Source organism: Massilia sp. MP_M2, from assembly GCF_039123635.1.
Classification (GTDB): domain Bacteria; phylum Pseudomonadota; class Gammaproteobacteria; order Burkholderiales; family Burkholderiaceae_D; genus Telluria.
On sequence record NZ_JBCHJF010000007.1, the window covers coordinates 180,097 to 197,366 of the forward strand.

Sequence of the window (17,270 nt, forward strand, 5' to 3'; positions counted from 1 at the left end):
GCGCCGCTTGCCAATTCGCGATGGCGGCCCGTTTCGAGAGTAGAATTCGGCTCCAACAAACTAAAGGCACGTGATGAAAAAGACTGACATGGCAAAAGGCGACGCCAAAAAAATTCAAGGCCAGATGGCTGCCCGGGGCGCTGTCATCGGCGCGCCCGCCAAGGATGCGGCGCCGGATCGCCGCGAACAGCGCGAACGTGACCGCGCGCTGGGACTGGTGCCGTTCGCCGTCAAACTCAACAGCGATCTGGTGGCGCAGCTGCAAACGCTGAGCAAAGAGCGCGACAGCGAGCTCAATGCGCTGGTGGCCCAGCTGCTGCAAAAGGGCCTGGCCGACCAAGCCTGATCCGCCGTATCGGGGCGTTCACCAAATCGCTTGACAATACTTTCTGGCAATCCTAAAGTGATATCACTTTGATGTCACAGCCACCCAGAAGAGGTCCAAGCATGAACGCATCGCACACCCGCCGTGAAAAGGCGTTTTCGTCCGCGAATGGCTACCTGGCCGCTTGCGCCGGCATCGTTTTCCTGCTGGGTGCGGCGTACCTGTTCAAGACCGGGGTCGAGACGCCCGACGGCTTGTTTCTGCTGGGCGCAGTCGCGCTGGGACTGGCCGGTCTGCTGTGCCTGACCGGCCTGTTCATGCTGCAGCCGAACGAGAGCGCGATCCTGACCCTGTTCGGCAAGTACATCGGCACCGACCGCAGCGAAGGTCTGCGCTGGGCCTTCCCGTTGTACGTCAAACGGCGCCTGTCGCTGCGCGCCCGCAACTTCACTGCCCCCACGCTGAAGGTCAACGACAAGCGCGGCAACCCGGTGGAAATCAGCGCGGCCGTCGTCTGGCGCGTGCGCGACACTGCGCAGGCCGTGTTCGAAGTCGACGATTTCGAGCGCTACGTGTCGATCCAGGCCGAAGCGGCGCTGCGACACCTGGCCTCGCAATACGCCTACGACGAAGGCGAGGATCTGCCGCAAGGCGAAACCACGCTGCGCGCCGGCATGGACGTCGTTGCCGACGCCCTCAAGACCGAGCTGCAGGCGCGCTTTGAAGCGGCCGGCGTCGAGGTGCTCGACGCCAAGCTGACCCACCTGGCCTACGCCGCCGAGATCGCCCAGGTCATGCTGCGGCGCCAGCAGGCCGAAGCCATCATCAGCGCCCGCAGCAAGATCGTGCATGGCGCCGTGAGCATGGTCGAAGCGGCCCTCAAAGGCTTGTCGGAGCGCGGCATCGTCGAGCTGGACGACGAGCGCAAGGCGGCGATGGTCAGCAATCTGCTCGTGGTACTGTGCTCCGACAAGGAAACGCAACCGATCATCAACACGGGCACGCTGTACAACTAGCGGCCGACCAGTATGGCAAGTCCAGGAAAAAAAGCGTTCGCGCTACGGATCGACCCGGCGCTGTGGGATGAACTGCAGCGTCTGGCCGCGCGCGACCTGCGCAGCGTGAACGCGGAGATCGAATTCCTGCTGCGCGAAGGCCTGGCCCGGCGCGGCATGAAACCGGCCGCGCCAAAAAGCCACAGCGATACTGACGGGGAAAGCTGACAGCAGGACTATAATCGGGGTTGAACCTCTGCCGGCCTATCCGATGATCCCCGCCCCACCCGCCCCGTCTGCACCGCTCGTCAACATCCAGGCGCTCAAGTCCTGCGCCGCGTGCAGCATGCACCAGCTGTGTCTTCCGATGGGCCTGGAAGACGCCGATATCGTCCGCCTCGACCAGATCATCGGCCGGCGCCGGCGGCTGGCGCGCGACGAGCGCCTGTACGGGGTGGGCGAGCCGTTTCGCAATCTGTATGCGGTGCGCTTCGGCCACTTCAAGACCTTCCAGGTCAACGCCGCCGGCGAAGCCCAGATCACCGGCTTCCAGATGGCCGGCGAATTGCTGGGCATGGACGCGATCAGCGGCACCCACCATTGCGACGCCGTCGCGCTCGAAGACAGTGAAGTGTGCGAGATCCCGTTCGTGCGGCTCGAAGAACTGTTCGGCGAAGTGCCGGCGCTGCTGCGCCATTTTCACCGCATCATGAGCCAGGAAATCACGCGCGAGCAGAACGTCATGCTCTTGCTCGGCAATATGCGCGCCGAGCAGCGCTTCGCCGTCTTCCTCGTCAACCTGTCGGCGCGCTACGCGGCGCGCGGTTATTCAAGCACCCAGTTCCAGCTGCGCATGTCGCGCGAAGACATCGGCAACTACCTGGGCCTGACCATCGAGAGCATCAGCCGGCTGCTGTCGCGCTTCAAGAAACAGGGTTGGCTCGGGGTCGACAAGCGCGAGCTGACGCTGCTCGATCCGGCCAAGCTCAAGGCGCTGGCGGCGGGGACGGATGTGTGCAGTCCGATGGCGTAATGCGGGCGATCGCAGCAGGTAGCGCCCGGCGCACCCTGGTGGCGCAAGCAGCAGTACCCGGTTTCAAAGCCAGCAGGCGCAGCCAGGCGGACGTAAGATCGGCATCGAATCGTCGTGACAATTCGTCGACGATGCCCTGACTACCTACCTGACCAGTTGCCATGATCCCTGCCCGCCCGTTTCTGCCCTCCCTGTTGTCTGCGCCGTTGTTTGCGCTGTTTTTCGCTGCCCCGCTTCCGGTGGCGGCATCGATCCTGCCGGACGTGCCGGACATCAGCGCCGTCACCGACTACCGCCCGAAGATTCCGCTGCGCGTCTACAGCGCCGACCAGGTGCTGATCGGCGAATTCGGCGCCGAGCGGCGCGACTTTGTGCAGATCGCGAAGGTGCCCGCGCTGATGAAGACCGCCGTGCTGGCCATCGAAGACACGCGCTTCTACGAGCATGGTGGCATCGACTGGATCCGCGCCCTGGGCGCGGCCAAGGCCAATATCACCGACTTCGGCAGCCAGGGCGCGTCGACCATCACGATGCAGGTGGCGCGCAACTTCTTTCTGTCGCGCGACAAGACCCTGCCGCGCAAGCTCACTGAAATCGCGCTGGCCTACAAGATCGAAAAGGCGCTGACCAAGGACCAGATTCTCGAGGTCTACCTGAACCAGATCTATCTGGGCCAGCGTTCCTACGGCTTTTCCAGCGCGGCGCGCACCTACTTCGGCAAATCGCTGAACGAACTGACGCTGGCGCAAACAGCGATGCTCGCCGGCCTGCCGCAGAATCCGTCGAGCAGCAATCCGGTCACGAACCCGGCGGCGGCAAAGAAGCGCCAGCACACGGTCCTGCGCCGCATGTTCGAGCTGAAAGCGATCACCGAGCCACAGTACCGGCGCGCGCTGGCCGAACCATTGACGCTCAAGCGTGACGGCGCCGGCTACGGCGGGCGCGCCGCCTGGGTCGCCGAGATCACGCGCCAAGCCGTGCATACCCGCTTTGGCGCCGCGGCCTATGAACGGGGGATCACGGTGACGACGACCGTCATCGCCGCCGAGCAGGAGGCAGCCTGGGATTCGGTGCGCCGCAACGTCGTGGCGTACGACCGGCGCCACGGCTACCGCGGCCCCGAGACGCGCATCACGCTGCCCGCGGCAGGCGACGCGCGTGACGATGCGGTGGCCGCCGCGCTGCAGAAACGCCCGGCCGTGGACGGCTTCGTGCCCGCCGTCGTCGTGAGCGCTTCGGCCAGGCGCGTACGGGCTGCCACGACGGGCGGCGAGACGATCGAGATCACCGGCGCTGGCCTGCGTTTTGCTGCAGGTGCGCTGGCGCCTGCCGCGAAGGCCGGCCTCAAGCTCTCGCCTGGCGCCGTCATCCGCTTGAGCAAAGCGCAAGGCGACTGGGCCATCACGCAACTGCCCGAAGTGGCGGCCGCATTCGTCGCGGTCGATGCCGGGACGGGCGCCTACCGCGCGCTGGTCGGCGGCTTCGACTTCGGGCTGCACAAGTTCAACCACGTGACGCAAGCCTGGCGCCAGCCCGGATCGAGCATCAAGCCGTTCGTGTATTCGGCGGGAATGGAGCGCGGGTTCTTTCCCGCCACGCCGATCCTCGACGCGCCGCTCGAGCTCGGTGGCGAGAACGGCGCTGCCGGCTGGTCGCCGCGCAATGACGACAACCTGTTCGAGGGCCCGGTGACGGTGCGCCACGCACTGTCGCGCTCGAGGAACGTACCCACCGTGCGCATGCTGCAGGCGATTGGCGTCGACGACGCGCGCGCGCACCTGGCGCAATTTGGCTTCGACGCCGCGCGCCACCCGCGCAACCTGACCATGGCCCTTGGCACCGGCGCGGTCACGCCGCTGCAGATGGCGGGTGCCTACGCGGTGCTTGCCAACGGCGGCTACCGGGTCGACCCCTGGCTGATCGCCCGCATCCAGGATGGCGACGGCAAGGTCGTCTACGAGCACGCCCGCAAGGAACCCACGCGCGTGCTCGATGCGCGCAACGCCTTCATCACCGACAGCATGCTGCGCGACGTGACGCGCGTGGGCACGGCGGCGGCAGCGTCGCGCCAATTGGGGCGGAGTGACCTGGCCGGCAAGACCGGCACGACGAGCAATGCGATCGACGGCTGGTTCGCCGGCTACAGCGGCCCGGTGGTGGCGGTGGCGTGGATGGGCTACGACGAACCGCGCTCGCTGGGCGGGCGCGAGTTCGGCTCGACGCTCGCGCTGCCGATCTGGGTCGACTATATGCGCGTGGCGCTGGCCAAAGCGCCGCAGCGCGCGCCGCTGGTGCCCGATGGCGTCGTGAACGTCGCTGGCGACTGGGTGTATGCGGAGTATGCAGATCGCCAGCCGGAGCAGCAGCAACAGGAACCGCCGCCGCCGCCGCCGCCGCCGCCGCCGGTGGACAGCATTGACGCGCTGATGGAGAACCTGTTGCAGGAACGCTCACCGCGCGAGTGATTACAGCTCGATCACGAGCGTCGGGCGATACCCTTCCTGCTCGCCCTTGCTCAGATACCCGAGCGGATTGGCCACGACGCGGCAGCCCCACGACAGCGGGCCGTCGCGGCCCTCGACCACGTAGTCGTTTGCGCAGTGCAGGTGGCCGTGCAGCCATACCTGCGCGAGCTTGAACAACTCGTCCAGCGAATTGCAGAAGCCGGCGGTGCCGGGCGTCTTGCCATAGCGCGGATCGGCGCTCTCAAGGCTCGGTGCGAAATGCGTGACGACGACCGTCTTGCCGTCGAACGGCGTGGAGAGCGCTGCGCGCAGCCAGGCCTGGCAATCGAGCGCCAGCGCGCGGATGCCTTCGGCCAGTACCGGCTCGCCATCCTTGCTGGTTGTGTTCTTGCTCAGGTAGTAGTTCGCGGCGCGGAAGGCCTTGGTGCGCTGCTGCAGCTGTTTCGTCAGCGGCGCGCCCTCTTCCACCAGCGCGTCGAAGTCGCTCCACAGCGTGGTGCCGATGAAGCGCACGCCATCGATCGTGACGATTTCGCGGTCGAGCCAAGTGATGCCAAGGCGCGCGCAGGTTTCTCGCAAGCGCTCGTAGGTGACGTCGTAGTCGAGCGCATCGAATTCGTGGTTACCGGGGATGAACAGCACCTGCGCCTGCGCCAGGGCGGGCACCAGGAGCGGTGAAAAGCGTTCCAGCCCGAAGTCCTGCGTGAGCAGGCGCGAGCCGGACTGGTACGAGCCGATGTCGCCGGCCAGCACCACGACGCCCGTGCCGGGAAGGATCTGCGGCTGGAAGTCGGGGTACCGTTCGAGGTGGAGGTCGGAGAAAAGCTGTATGCGCATGGCCGGCGAGTATAGCGCAAGCGCCACCCGCCGGCCCGCAATGCACGGGTTTTAGAACCCGATATTGGCCGTCAGGCTGGCCGAACGCGCCACGCCCGGCGTGTAGCGGTAGCCGCTCTTGTTGATCGCGACGACGTATTTTTCATCGGTCAGGTTGTACACGTTCAGGCGCAGGTCGATGTTCTTCGTCAGACGGTAACCCAGCATGGCATCGACCACCCAGTACGAATCGGTGTAGGCCGGGGTGCCGATGGCGCCGTCGGTGCCGCGTTTGAGCTTGTCCGAGAAGCGCGCGCCGCCGCCGATGCGCAGGCCCCATGGCAGGTCGTACGAGGTCCAGGCGGTAAACGATTGCTTCGGCGTGTAGGTCAGGCTGTTTTCGCCCGAGGCGGTGACGTTGCGGCCCGCTTCCACGCTGGTGTCCATGTACACGTAGCCAGCGCTGACGAGCCAATGCGGTGCCAGTTCGCCGGTCGCACCCAGCTCGATGCCCTGCACGCGTTTTTCGCCCGTCTGGTAGTACTGCAGATCGACCGGATCCTGCTCGACCTCGTTCTTAACATCGGTGCGGAACAGCGCGCCCGACAGCGACAGCTTGGACTTGAGCAGATCGAGCTTGCCGCCAAATTCGGTGGTGGTCGACTCTTGCGGATCGTAGATCGGGTTCTGGGCGCTGTTGGCATTGCCAGACACCGTGAAGTTGCCGCCCGGCGGCTGCTTCGAACTGGCCACCATCGCATACACGCTGCTGTTGGCGGTCGGCTTGTACAGCGCCGACAGCTTGCCGTTGACCAGGTTGTCGCCCACCTTGAAGCGGTTCGCGACGAGCACGTTGTTGGTCAGTGCCACGGTCGAATAATCGGCGCGGTAATGGTCGAGCCGCACGCCGCCATTGATGATCCAGCGCTCGCCGATCTTGGCCGTATCAAACAGGTACAGGCTCTGGGTATCGACCTCGCCTTCGTTGTAGGCGCCGGTGCGGCGCACGTTCACGGGCGTGGTCGGGGCATCGTTCGGGTTCGGGTTGTAGATGTTCGCGGCCGGCAGCGTGCCCAGGCCCGTCAAGCCCCAGGTGGTCTGGCGTTCGCTGGTCAATTCCAGGCCTGCCACCAGCGTGTGCTTGACCGCGGCGGTGTCGAACTGCGACGTCAGCGTCGTCACGTTGGTCAGGATTTTATTTTCCTGGTCCTTGCCGGTGCGGATGCTGCGCGCCAGGGTCCAGCTGTTCGGGTCGGCCGGGTTCGGGGTACCCAGGTTGGCGGCGCTGGTCAGGAACGCGCTCAGCAGGTAATCCTGCGACGTCTTGCCGTAGCGGCTCGTGTTCTGCAGCTTCATCGTCGGCGAGAAGTCATGCTCGATGCGCACGGTGGCCATGTCGGCTTTCACGTCGTCGTAGTCGCCTGTCGAACCGTAGAAATTCTTCGGGTCGACCTTCTTGCCATCGGTGACGAAGGGCCGGGTACGGTCAGGGCTCGTGTAGCCGGGCAGGCCGATCACGAACACGCCGCCATCAGGGATGTTGTTCTGGTCGACGTGCAGGTAGTCCAGGTGCACGCGCGTCGCACCGTTCAGGCCAAAGCCGATGCTTGGCGCGATCGCCCAGCGCTTGTTCTCGACCACGTCGCGCGACGCGCTGCCCGCATCCTGTGCCAGCACGTTCAGGCGCACGGCAATGCCGCGCTCTTCGTCAAGCACCTGGTTGACGTCGGCCGTGACGCGCTTTTGCGAGCCGCTGCCGCCGGTGAGCGCAGTCGACATCGCGTTGGTCATGCTGGCCTTCTTCGACACCAGGTTGACCGAGCCGGTTGGCGAGCCGCGCCCGTTGTCGGTGCCCGCCGGGCCCTTGAGCACTTCGATCTGCTCGAGGTTGAAGACATCGCGCGAGATCGAGCCGACGTCGCGTACACCGTCAACAAAAATGGAGCTCGAGGTGTCGAAGCCGCGCATGAAGATCGCGTCACCGGTGGTGGTGTTGCCGTTTTCGCCCAGGAAGAACGCGCCCACGCCCGGGGTGTTGCGCAGCGCTTCGGTGAGCGTCAATGCGCCCTGCTGCTCGAACAATTCTTTCTTGATGACCTGGAGCGTCTGCGCGGTATCGACGAGGCGCTCGGTGTACTTGGGCGACGACGCCTGTTCGGCGCGGAACGCGTTTTCGTATTTGCCGACGATTTCGACCTTCGTTTCGGGAACGACGTCGATGGGGGCCGCTGCATCGATGCCGGCAGCCTGCGCGCCGAGCGGCAGCAGGACTGCGGCCAGTGCGGTGCGCATGACCTGGTTGCGGGTGGACGAATGCTTGCGGCTTGTTATTGCTTTCATGGCGAGACGATCTCTCTGGAGGTGAGTGAGTGGAAACACTGCTTGAAAAACAATGATTCTACCGAGAATGTAAGAACTTGTAAACGATAATCATTATCATTTGCATTCGTACCACAGCGTGTGAGATGGTTCAAGACACACCGAAACAGCGGCTTATCACGAAGGACCCATGCCAAAAGTGTGCATTCAGAATGGTTGCTTGATAAGACCGGATGCGACGCTTATTCGTTTCTCTGAGAGATTATCGTTGCTGCGCGCACACCAGGCATCGGATCGGGGATGCGTGCCAGACGAAACACTGCACAGGCTTGCCAGGTCGCCCGGATGGCCAGGTCCGCCATTGTCAGTACAAGCGCGGAAAAAAGCGCTGTCAGCGCCAGTGAAGTGATGCCAGGCGCCAGCCGGTGACACTGCAGACGACCGTGCATGTGCCTTCGCCCTGTTAGCATGCCAGGCATACTGGATCAAAGGAGAGATGATGAGCGATGTACGTACTGCGGAAAATATCCCGTCGTCGCGGGCTGCGAGTATCGGCTTGTGGCTTGGCCCGGCTTGGCTGTTAATGGTTCTGCTCACGCCCGCCCCTGTAGAAATGCCCGTTGCTGCTTGGCACTGTGTCGGCCTTGCACTGCTGATGGCGACCTGGTGGGCAACCGAAGCCATCCCTATCCCCGTTACCTCACTGCTCCCCATCGTGCTTGTCCCCATGCTTGGCATTGCGAAGCTTGGCGAGACAACAGCCACTTACGGTGACCCGATTATTTTTCTTTTTCTTGGCGGCTTCTTGCTGGGCATTGCCATGCAGCGATGGAACCTGCACCGCCGCATTGCGCTTCGCGTGCTATTGCTGGTGGGATCGGAACCGAAAAACCAGATTGGCGGTTTCATGATCGCCACCGGATTTCTCAGCATGTGGGTTTCCAATACCGCGACCACCATCATGATGCTGCCGATCGGGCTGTCGGTCGTCAGCCTTCTGGCGGCGGATAACGATGAGGCGGAGACAGAGCGCTACGCCACCGCGCTGCTGTTGGCAATCGCCTACTCCGCAAGCATTGGCGGCATCGCGACGTTAATTGGCACCCCGCCAAATGCATTGCTGACAGGCTATCTGGCGAAAAATCATGGTATCGACATTGGTTTCGCGCAGTGGATGGTGATTGGCTTGCCGGTCAGCATCGTAATGATGGCCATTACCTGGTGGTGGCTTACGCGCGGTGGCTTCAAGTTCCAGACAAGCGCTGACAGTACCGGTGTGCTGCGCGGCGAGTTGGCGCGGCTGGGACCACTCGGTCCCGCGGAGCGTCGCGTGGGCATCGTCTTTGCGGCCGCTGCCGCAGCCTGGATAGTACGCCCTATGCTCAATGACGCCGGCGTTGCATGGCTGTCTGACACAGCGGTTGCGCTGATTGCCGGCATCGCGTTATTTCTCGTACCAAGCGGCACCGGTGGCAACACGCGCTTGCTGGACTGGGAGGCAGCGCAAAAGCTGCCATGGGGAATATTGCTTCTTTTTGGCGGCGGTCTGGCGCTGGCAGGCGTAGTCAAGAGTTCCGGCCTGGCCGAGTGGATTGCGATGCAGCTGTCCGTGTTCGACGTACTTCCGCTTCTACTGCTGGTCGGGATCATCGTGCTGGTGATTATCTTCCTGACCGAGATCACGTCCAACACCGCAACCGCAGCGGCTTTTCTGCCCTTGCTGGGTGCCCTTGCGGTTTCCCTCAGCCTCGACCCGCTTCTAATCACTGTTCCTGCCGCCATTGCAGCTAGTTGCGCCTTCATGATGCCGGTGGCAACTCCGCCCAACGCCATTGTATTTGCAACCGGGCATATGAAAATCCAGTCCATGATCCGCGCCGGACTCTTCCTCAATGTGGTTGGCACGGTGTTCATTACGTTTCTGGTCGTTTTCCTGATCAAAGTATTCTGGATCTGAACGCTGCATACGGTCAGCCTTTGTCATCAGGTCAATAAAGAGAGACCGAAGGTCGCTTGGACTACATGTGCACCTACTGCGGGAGTCAGGTCGAAATCAAGTAGAGCGCGGGGGACGGCTTGGCTGTCCACCCGACGTCCACTGCTTCGACGACTCCGCGAATATGCTGCCCAGCGCATCCCGCGTAACAGACCGGTGCGCGCGTACCGTGTCGCCTTCCCTTTCAACTCATGAGCCTTGACGTCTCACATAGCCCGGGTCAGAGAAAGCCATACTTCCGGCACAGCTCGTGATAAAGCGAGCATTTTGCCGGCCCAAGCAGCTGATAACATCCGGCAGTCAGTGAAATCAGCTGCGCATCGTCGTACTCGATGATGCACGCGCCATACGCTCCAAAAAGACAGGATCTGGTGTTGTCGCAATTAATTGGTCATCGAAATTGAGAATCGTCCTGGTTGGATACGGGAGCATCGGCCAGGCGCTGACCCCAATGCTGCGTCGTCACTTCCCGGAACTGGCGTCGATTCGCGCATTCGCTGCCGACAATCGTGGTATCGACGTGGCGCAGCGGTACGGCGTCTTGTTCACACTGCATCCATTGAAGGCCGATAATTTCCAGCGTCTTCTCGCACCGGTACTTTCCTCTGGTGATCTGCTGATCAACGTTTCAGTCAATGTTTCATCGCTTGCTCTGATGACATGGTGCCGGGAAAACCGGGTCATGTACCTGGATACCTGTCTCGAACCCTGGGAAGGCGGGTATGAAGCTGAGCAACTGACCAACTATGCGCTCCGCCAGCAAGCAATGGGCTTGCGCGGCAAGGGACACGTCACGGCCCTGGTGGCCAACGGTGCAAATCCCGGCCTGATCACCCATTTTGTGAAACAGGGTCTGGAGGAGCTTGCGCTCATCAAGGGCATCGAGTTCTGCGGCAACTACGCGAAGCTGGCGCTGGAGCTGGGCGTCAGCACTGTACAGATTGCCGAATGCGATACGCAAGATGACCGGCGGTGCTACCCGCGCAATACCTTTGTGAATACCTGGTCGGTGGATGGTTTCATCTCAGAGCTTTGTCACCAGCCGGTAGAAATGGGATGGGGGTCCCATGAGGCGCCTCGAAGTGACGTGTTGAACTTCGATGGTGCCTGCAGCGTGTATATGCCGGGCAGGACTGCGTTGAATACGAGGGTTCGTTCCTGGGTCCCATCGTATGGAGAGCAGGAGGCGCATCTCGTGACGCACCACGAGGTGCACTCCATCGCAGACATGCTGATGCTACGCAAACACGGCGGCGCTACCTACAGTCCCACGGTCTATTACGCATACCGGCCGTGCGAGAAAGCCATGGAGATGATCGGTCGCCTCCACAACAGGGCCAACAGTCTGGCCCAGGTCGAAAAAGCCGTCATGCAAAATCCTGTTACTGGGCAGGACGAACTTGGCGCGCTGCTGATCCACGATGGCGGCGCCTATTGGTATGGCTCGACCCTCACTGTTGAGCAGGCCAAATTGCTGGCGCCGCATAACAACGCAACATCGATGCAGGTCGTCGCGACGATCGTCGCGTCGATCAAGTGGATGTTGCTGCATCCGTATGAGGGTGTGATCGAGCCGGAAGATGTCGATCACCGTTTTATTCTCAATGAATCGTTGGCCTACCTTGGCCACGTACGCGGTGTCGAAAGTGGCTGGCGACCCGCTGATGTGGAACAACCACAGTTTCAGGACTTTTTACTCAATCAAACATGAAAAAATCGAACCTTGTACCGCTCCTTCTGCTCGGGTCGACAACGCTCCTGACCGGTTGCGCGCCCGACGACGCTGATCAACAGCTTCAGCAACAAGCCGCAGAAACGCGTCAGGACGCATACCGGACGAAGGGAGAGTGCGACCGTGACTGGGATGACGACGGGTGCAAGCGAACCGGCAGTGTCTATTTGGGTCCCCGCTATTTTTATAGCCATGGCAGCGGCATGCCTTACGTCATCGACCGCGAAGGCCGCGCCCGCCCCATGCCAGGCCACTACGGCGCTTACAACCTTCACAAGGCCGGCGCTTCCGGCGCGCCGGTAATCGTGCCGGGGCGCAGCACTATCGTCACCCGCAACGCCGCGTGGTCAAACGGTGCGCGGTCCGTTTCGCGCGGCGGCTTCGGCGGCGGCGGTAGCCGTGGCTCCTTCGGAGGCTAAGCATGCAACGGATCAGTCTAGACGAGCGCAAGAACAAGGCACTGCGGCTTGAATCCCGTGGCCTGTCCTTCCATGCATGGGACAACTACTGGAAAGAGACAGCCGCATACAAGTTCACAACCCTGCAGGTGGACCGCATCGAAGCAGCAAGCAACGAGCTGCTGCACATGCTGGAAGAGGCAGGTGAACATATCGTGAACAATCACCTCCTCGGCCAGCTCGGTATCCCGCCCGAGTTCCACGAAGTTGTCGCTGCGTCGTGGCGCAACGAGGACCCGACACTGTACGGCCGCTTCGACTTCGCTTACAACGGCGAAGGCTGGCCGAAAATGCTGGAGTTCAACGCCGATACGCCGACTTCGCTGCTCGAGAGCGCCGTGTCGCAATGGGACTGGCTGGAAGACGTCAAGCCCAACAGCGACCAGTACAACTGCCTGCACGAAAAACTGGTGGCGCAGTGGAACACCATCGTAACGAAGCGCCGTCCAACCGGCCCGCATCCTCGGCGCATCCACTTTGCGTCTGTCTCGGATAACGAAGAAGACTGGATCTGCGTGCACTACCTCATGGACACAGCAGTGCAAGCAGGTTTCGAGGTGAAGCATGTCTTCACCGAGGGCCTGGGCTTCAACCACGAAACGGGTTACTTCGTGGACCAGGATGATGAGCAGATCGACATCCTGTTCAAGCTCTATCCCCTGGAGTGGATGATGCGGGAAGACTTCGGCGTTCACCTTCTGAACTCCAGCACGCAGTTGGTCGAGCCCTTGTGGAAAGCGATGTTCTCGACCAAAGCAATTCTTCCCATTCTCTGGAAACTGTATCCGGACCACCGGTTGCTGCTCCCAGCCTACTTCGAGCATGACGTTCTTCCCGCTTGCTTCACGTCCTACGCGCGCAAGCCGCTCTTCTCGCGTGAAGGCGCCAACATCACCCTGCTGCGGGACGGCATGGAGATCGCCACGGGTCATGAGCAGGACTACGGCGCAGAAGGTTACGTCCTCCAGGAACTGATCGATCTGAAAGAACACGATGGGTTCTTTCCCGTCATCGGTGCCTGGGTAGTGGGGGATGCGGCCGCGGGCATGTGTATCCGTGAAGACGTTAATCGCATCACGACCAATATGAGCAACTTCGTTCCACACTTCTTCGAATAAAAGGAATACAGCATGTCCGGCTACACCATCGATCCAGGTTTCATCAATTTCATCAGCTATCTGCTTACTTCAGTAGCCCTGCTCGCAACCTTCATGGTCATCTATTCGGTCACAACCCCATACAATGAGTTTCGTGAGGTCCAGGACGGTAATGTCGCCGCTGCAGTCGCCTTCTCCGGCGCGATCCTCGGCTTTATTTTCCCGCTGATGGCCGCGATCTTCTACACCCATAGCCTCGTCGAGATGGCGAAATGGGCGACGATCACGGGCGTGGTGCAGATGATTCTCTTGCAGGTCCTCCACAAGCTCAATGGCTGCGGTAATTGCATTCGTCAACGCAAGGTCGCACCTGCAATCCTGCTGGCGTCGCTGTCGATTGCCGTGGGCATGCTGAACGCGATTAGCATCAGCTACTGATCTGCTGGAGCAGGAATATGATCCGCTATAAGAAAGCTTTGGCGTACTTCAAGCGCCACAAATTCAGTTCTGACGAAAAGCGCAACTTCCGCCTGGGCGGGGTGGTCTCCGCCTATGGCATCTCATTTGCGGTCGAAAAGTATTTTTTGGCCTACAGCACCCCGTATCCGGACAAGGTATGGTTTTGGGTGTACATCATCTTCGCGCTCTGCAGCCTCTTCTGGTGGCTGGAGAATTTCGTCATGGACTTGTGGGAGCAATACACCACGGAGGACGACGAGTTGTATTCGATGGCGCCGCCAGAAAAGTAAGTCATAAAGGAAAGGTCTTGTACGGATCGAGTCCGGTACTTCGCGACATTCCGTCACTTTTACCATGACAACCGAACATGGCGAGGTTTGGGTTCAGAGAATTGGGGTCACCTCAGGTCTGACAATCAGACACTGGCTCTGCATCACATCAACCGTATTCGTCGGACTGGAATACGTGTTTGTGTTGAGCTTGCGTCCGAATGCCAGACCTGACACATCGATTAGCCAGGCACCTGCATTCCCGCCCCTCTGCCGGTGAGAACAGGTTTTTTCGGGATTGCCTTCCGGATTGCGGCAACAGGCTCGCGTGCAACCGGGGTGGTCGATGCACTCGCAACAGGCTGCACGTTGCCGCCTCGCGCTATCTGTGCACCGGAGACCAGTTTGAAACTGTCGACCAGCTTGGTCAATTCTCCTGCCTGGCGTTGCATGTTCTCGGCAGCGGCTGATGCTTGTTCGACCAGCGCCGCATTTTGCTGCGTCACCTCATCCATTTGCGTGATCGCTTGGTTGACTTGTTCGATTCCATCGCTTTGCTCCTGGCTGGCCGAGGTGATGTCGCTCATGTAGCCGGCTACCTGCTGCACCTGCGTAACAATCTCATCCATCGTCTTGCCCGCATCGTCAACCAGCTTGCTGCCAGCCTCGACTTTCTCGACCGAGTCGCCGATCAGGGACTTGATCTCTTTGGCGGCGCCTGCGGAGCGCTGCGCAAGATTGCGTACTTCGGCGGCTACCACAGCGAAGCCGCGGCCCTGTTCACCGGCGCGCGCGGCCTCGACTGCTGCGTTCAAGGCCAGGATGTTCGTCTGGAATGCGATGCTGTCGATGACGCCGATGATATCGACGATCTTGCGCGAGCTTTCCTTGATTGAACCCATCGTGCCGACCACTTGGCCGACCGCCTTGCCGCCTTTTATCGCCGTTTCGGATGCAGACGCAACCAGTCGGTTCGCCTCGCGTGCGCTGTCAGCGTTCTGTTTTACGGTGCTGGTCAGTTCTTCCATCGAGGAAGCGGTCTCCTCCAGTGAGCTCGCCTGCGATTCGGTGCGCGACGACAGGTCTGCATTGCCAGTGGCGATTTCCGCGGCGCCGATATTGACGACATCGGTCGCTTCCTTGATCTGGCCAACCAATAGCTTCACATTCGTTTGCAGCACGCGTAGCGTTTGCATCATCTGCGCAATCTCATCGTCGCCATTGGCGTCGATTCTGGCGCTCAGATCGCCAGCGCTCATCCGTTCGATATCCTGCTTGACGCTTTGCAGCGGCACGACGACGGCGCGGTACAGCAAAAATCCAGACACCAGGCCCAGGATGATGCCGAGGATGGACGCAGCGATCGACCATGCGTCGAATTGCTTGTTTCCCGAAGCCGAGAAGAGCAGGTTTGCAACGAACAATAGCGTCAGCAGACCGGTCGACAGCATGATTTTCGATCTGATCGACAAGGTCGCCAGCAAGTCGAAGCGCCGGAAGAATGAGCGCGCGACGATCGAGCCGCCTTGCACCTGGAGTTCGTTGCTGCCACTTTTGATCGTGCGATAGGCCTTCTCGGCGGCAGCTACCTGCTCCCGGCTCGGCTTGACGCGAACCGATGTGTAGCCGACCATTTTGCCGTTTTCCAGCATGGGCGCGGCGTTGGCCTCGACCCAATAGTAGTCGCCGTTCTTGCAGCGATTTTTTACCATGCCAGTCCATGCTTTTCCGGCCTTGATCGTGCTCCAGAAGTCCTTGAACGCTTCAGCCGGCATATCCGGGTGCCGCACGATGTTTTGCGGAGAACCAATGAGTTCTTCTTCCGAGAAGCCGCTGATTTTGCAGAAATCATGGTTGACGTAGGTAATGTTTCCATTCAAATCCGTCTTGGAAACGACCGTTTCCGTCTCCTTCAAGATGTACTCGGAATTTGTTACTGGCATATTGGTTCGCATGGCTGTCTCCCTGGATAGTGCGTTGTAATTCACTCGTGTTTCATTCGATTTTCAACGACGTGGTTTTTGCGCCGGTGCAGCACCGTTAATCGAGCGCGGCGTCTCGGTGAACAGCGAGACGAAATTTGTTCGGGAAGTTTTCGATCACGCTATTTCAGTACTGAATATCAGCTTGTCGATATCGACCAGCATCAGCTTTCGGTGTTGGACCGCAGCCCATTTGCTGGCCGCCTCTGCCGCTGCGAATATTTTGCCCGGCCATAGTTACGCACTGCATCAGTCACTTCGTGCAAGGTCAGCAGTAACCTGATGCCTCTCGGCGAACGGTCCAGTCCTACCGCACCTGCGCCGCCGATCCAAATTTCCACGTTCTGCGGTACGACACTGCGCAGTTCTTTTAAATAGGGCAAAATCTTGCGCTTTGGAAAAGCTGCGCTAAAGCATAAGCAGACGATATCTGCGCGATAGTCGGCGGCGGCAATGGGTATTTCTTGAATGGGCGTCTGGGGGCCCAGAGAAATGCAGCACGCGCTGTGTAGCGACGCCAACACATTCACCATCAGGATGCCCAGAGTATGCAGTTCGCCGGATGGCGTCGTGATCAGCATCCGGGGCCAGCCGTCGGGTTTAGACACCTGCGATATTTCCTCTCGGATCAAGCTTTGTATCATTTCTGAATACACATGCTCATCTCGAATCCCAATTTTTCCTTGCACCCAGGCTGTTCCCACAGCGCCGTTTAGCGGACACATCACTTCCATGACAAATTTTTCCACACCAAGGCGTTTGACTTCCTGCTTGAGGCGGTCGTCCAGAGCGCTGCGGTCATGCAACTGAAGCAAGGCCATCAACTCGTCCACTACTTGGGATTCCATAGCGGGCACTGAGTTGATGATGCTCTGTTCATCCAGCAGCGATTGCAATGCCTCCTCGCTCAAAGGAACCAGCTGGGAGGGACGCATGCCGTTGTCGATCAGACGCTTGATCAGCTTGAGGCGCGCCGTTTGGTGCACCGCGTAGACCCGATGGCCGCTGGCGTCTCGTTCTGGCCCGGGAAAACCATAGCGTTCCTCCCACTTGCGCAGCACTTCCTTCGAAATGCCACTGTCCAAGGAGATTGCTGCAATTGTGCAAACATCCGTCATGGAAACCTCGGTTTTTATCTAAATGTCTTAGACAAAAGTATGATTTAGTCCTTGCTCAAATGCAACTTGTATTTACGTGGTGCAATTTAAAATTGCAAAAAATTAACCATTGAAATATAAGTTGATTGTTCATTAATTTCGTAGGTGCTTTGGCTATTGGGCTTGCTTATGTCGTTGCGCTCTGGCTGATGGTTACTGCCATGCCC

15 protein-coding genes are annotated in these 17,270 nt (G+C 60.4%); 11 read left to right on the forward strand and 4 right to left on the reverse strand.

Features of this window, described 5'->3' with window-relative positions:
• The first annotated feature begins 73 nt into the window (after positions 1-73).
• From RCH14_RS16160 to RCH14_RS16180, 5 genes are all read left to right on the forward strand, one after another.
• Positions 74-346, forward strand: a complete 273-nt coding sequence (locus tag RCH14_RS16160; protein ID WP_343027119.1) for a hypothetical protein — start codon at positions 74-76, stop codon at positions 344-346.
• 101 nt (positions 347-447) lie between these two features.
• Positions 448-1,341 (forward strand): SPFH domain-containing protein, encoded by an 894-nt coding sequence (locus tag RCH14_RS16165; protein WP_343027120.1) that lies wholly within the window; start codon positions 448-450, stop codon positions 1,339-1,341.
• A gap of 12 nt (positions 1,342-1,353) precedes the next feature.
• Entirely contained in the window at positions 1,354-1,548 is a 195-nt protein-coding gene (locus RCH14_RS16170) for a hypothetical protein (protein ID WP_343027121.1), read from the forward strand.
• A 43-nt stretch (positions 1,549-1,591) separates the two neighbouring features.
• Positions 1,592-2,353 carry a fumarate/nitrate reduction transcriptional regulator Fnr gene (gene fnr, locus RCH14_RS16175; protein ID WP_343027122.1) on the forward strand — a complete coding sequence of 254 codons (762 nt, stop codon included), beginning with the start codon at positions 1,592-1,594 and terminating at the stop codon, positions 2,351-2,353.
• Positions 2,354-2,514: 161 nt separating this feature from the next.
• Positions 2,515-4,818, forward strand: a complete 2,304-nt coding sequence (locus RCH14_RS16180; RefSeq protein WP_343027123.1) for a PBP1A family penicillin-binding protein — start codon at positions 2,515-2,517, stop codon at positions 4,816-4,818.
• On the opposite strand, the gene RCH14_RS16185 is transcribed toward RCH14_RS16180, so the two are convergent.
• Together RCH14_RS16185 and RCH14_RS16190 are read right to left on the reverse strand one after the other, a co-directional pair.
• Positions 4,819-5,655: a metallophosphoesterase gene (locus tag RCH14_RS16185; RefSeq protein WP_343027124.1), complete on the reverse strand. Its 837-nt coding sequence runs from the start codon at positions 5,653-5,655 to the stop codon at positions 4,819-4,821.
• 51 nt (positions 5,656-5,706) lie between these two features.
• Positions 5,707-7,974, reverse strand: coding sequence for a catecholate siderophore receptor Fiu (locus tag RCH14_RS16190; RefSeq protein ID WP_343027125.1), 2,268 nt, complete (start codon positions 7,972-7,974; stop codon positions 5,707-5,709).
• A gap of 475 nt (positions 7,975-8,449) precedes the next feature.
• Here RCH14_RS16190 and RCH14_RS16195 point away from each other — a divergent pair, with 475 nt between their 5' ends.
• The 6 genes from RCH14_RS16195 (at position 8,450) to RCH14_RS16220 (ending at position 13,985) form a co-directional block, all read left to right on the forward strand.
• Positions 8,450-9,910, forward strand: coding sequence for an SLC13 family permease (locus RCH14_RS16195; RefSeq protein ID WP_343027126.1), 1,461 nt, complete (start codon positions 8,450-8,452; stop codon positions 9,908-9,910).
• Between the two features lie 439 nt (positions 9,911-10,349).
• Positions 10,350-11,660 (forward strand): saccharopine dehydrogenase NADP-binding domain-containing protein, encoded by a 1,311-nt coding sequence (locus RCH14_RS16200; RefSeq protein WP_343027127.1) that lies wholly within the window; start codon positions 10,350-10,352, stop codon positions 11,658-11,660.
• Positions 11,657-12,100, forward strand: a complete 444-nt coding sequence (locus RCH14_RS16205) for a hypothetical protein (protein WP_343027128.1) — start codon at positions 11,657-11,659, stop codon at positions 12,098-12,100. The genes RCH14_RS16200 and RCH14_RS16205 overlap by 4 nt, the downstream gene beginning before the upstream one ends.
• Before the next feature lie 2 nt (positions 12,101-12,102).
• Positions 12,103-13,257, forward strand: coding sequence for a glutathionylspermidine synthase family protein (locus RCH14_RS16210; protein WP_343027129.1), 1,155 nt, complete (start codon positions 12,103-12,105; stop codon positions 13,255-13,257).
• A gap of 12 nt (positions 13,258-13,269) precedes the next feature.
• Positions 13,270-13,674: a DUF350 domain-containing protein gene (locus RCH14_RS16215; protein WP_343027130.1), complete on the forward strand. Its 405-nt coding sequence runs from the start codon at positions 13,270-13,272 to the stop codon at positions 13,672-13,674.
• Positions 13,675-13,691: 17 nt separating this feature from the next.
• Positions 13,692-13,985 carry a hypothetical protein gene (locus RCH14_RS16220; protein ID WP_343027131.1) on the forward strand — a complete coding sequence of 98 codons (294 nt, stop codon included), beginning with the start codon at positions 13,692-13,694 and terminating at the stop codon, positions 13,983-13,985.
• A 221-nt stretch (positions 13,986-14,206) separates the two neighbouring features.
• On the opposite strand, the gene RCH14_RS16225 is transcribed toward RCH14_RS16220, so the two are convergent.
• Both RCH14_RS16225 and RCH14_RS16230 read right to left on the reverse strand, forming a co-directional pair.
• The gene (locus tag RCH14_RS16225) at positions 14,207-15,919 is read right to left on the reverse strand and encodes a methyl-accepting chemotaxis protein (protein ID WP_343027132.1); all 1,713 of its coding nucleotides are present in this window, start codon (positions 15,917-15,919) and stop codon (positions 14,207-14,209) included.
• A gap of 191 nt (positions 15,920-16,110) precedes the next feature.
• Entirely contained in the window at positions 16,111-17,064 is a 954-nt protein-coding gene (locus tag RCH14_RS16230; protein ID WP_343027133.1) for a MerR family transcriptional regulator, read from the reverse strand.
• Between the last annotated feature and the right edge of the window lie 206 nt (positions 17,065-17,270).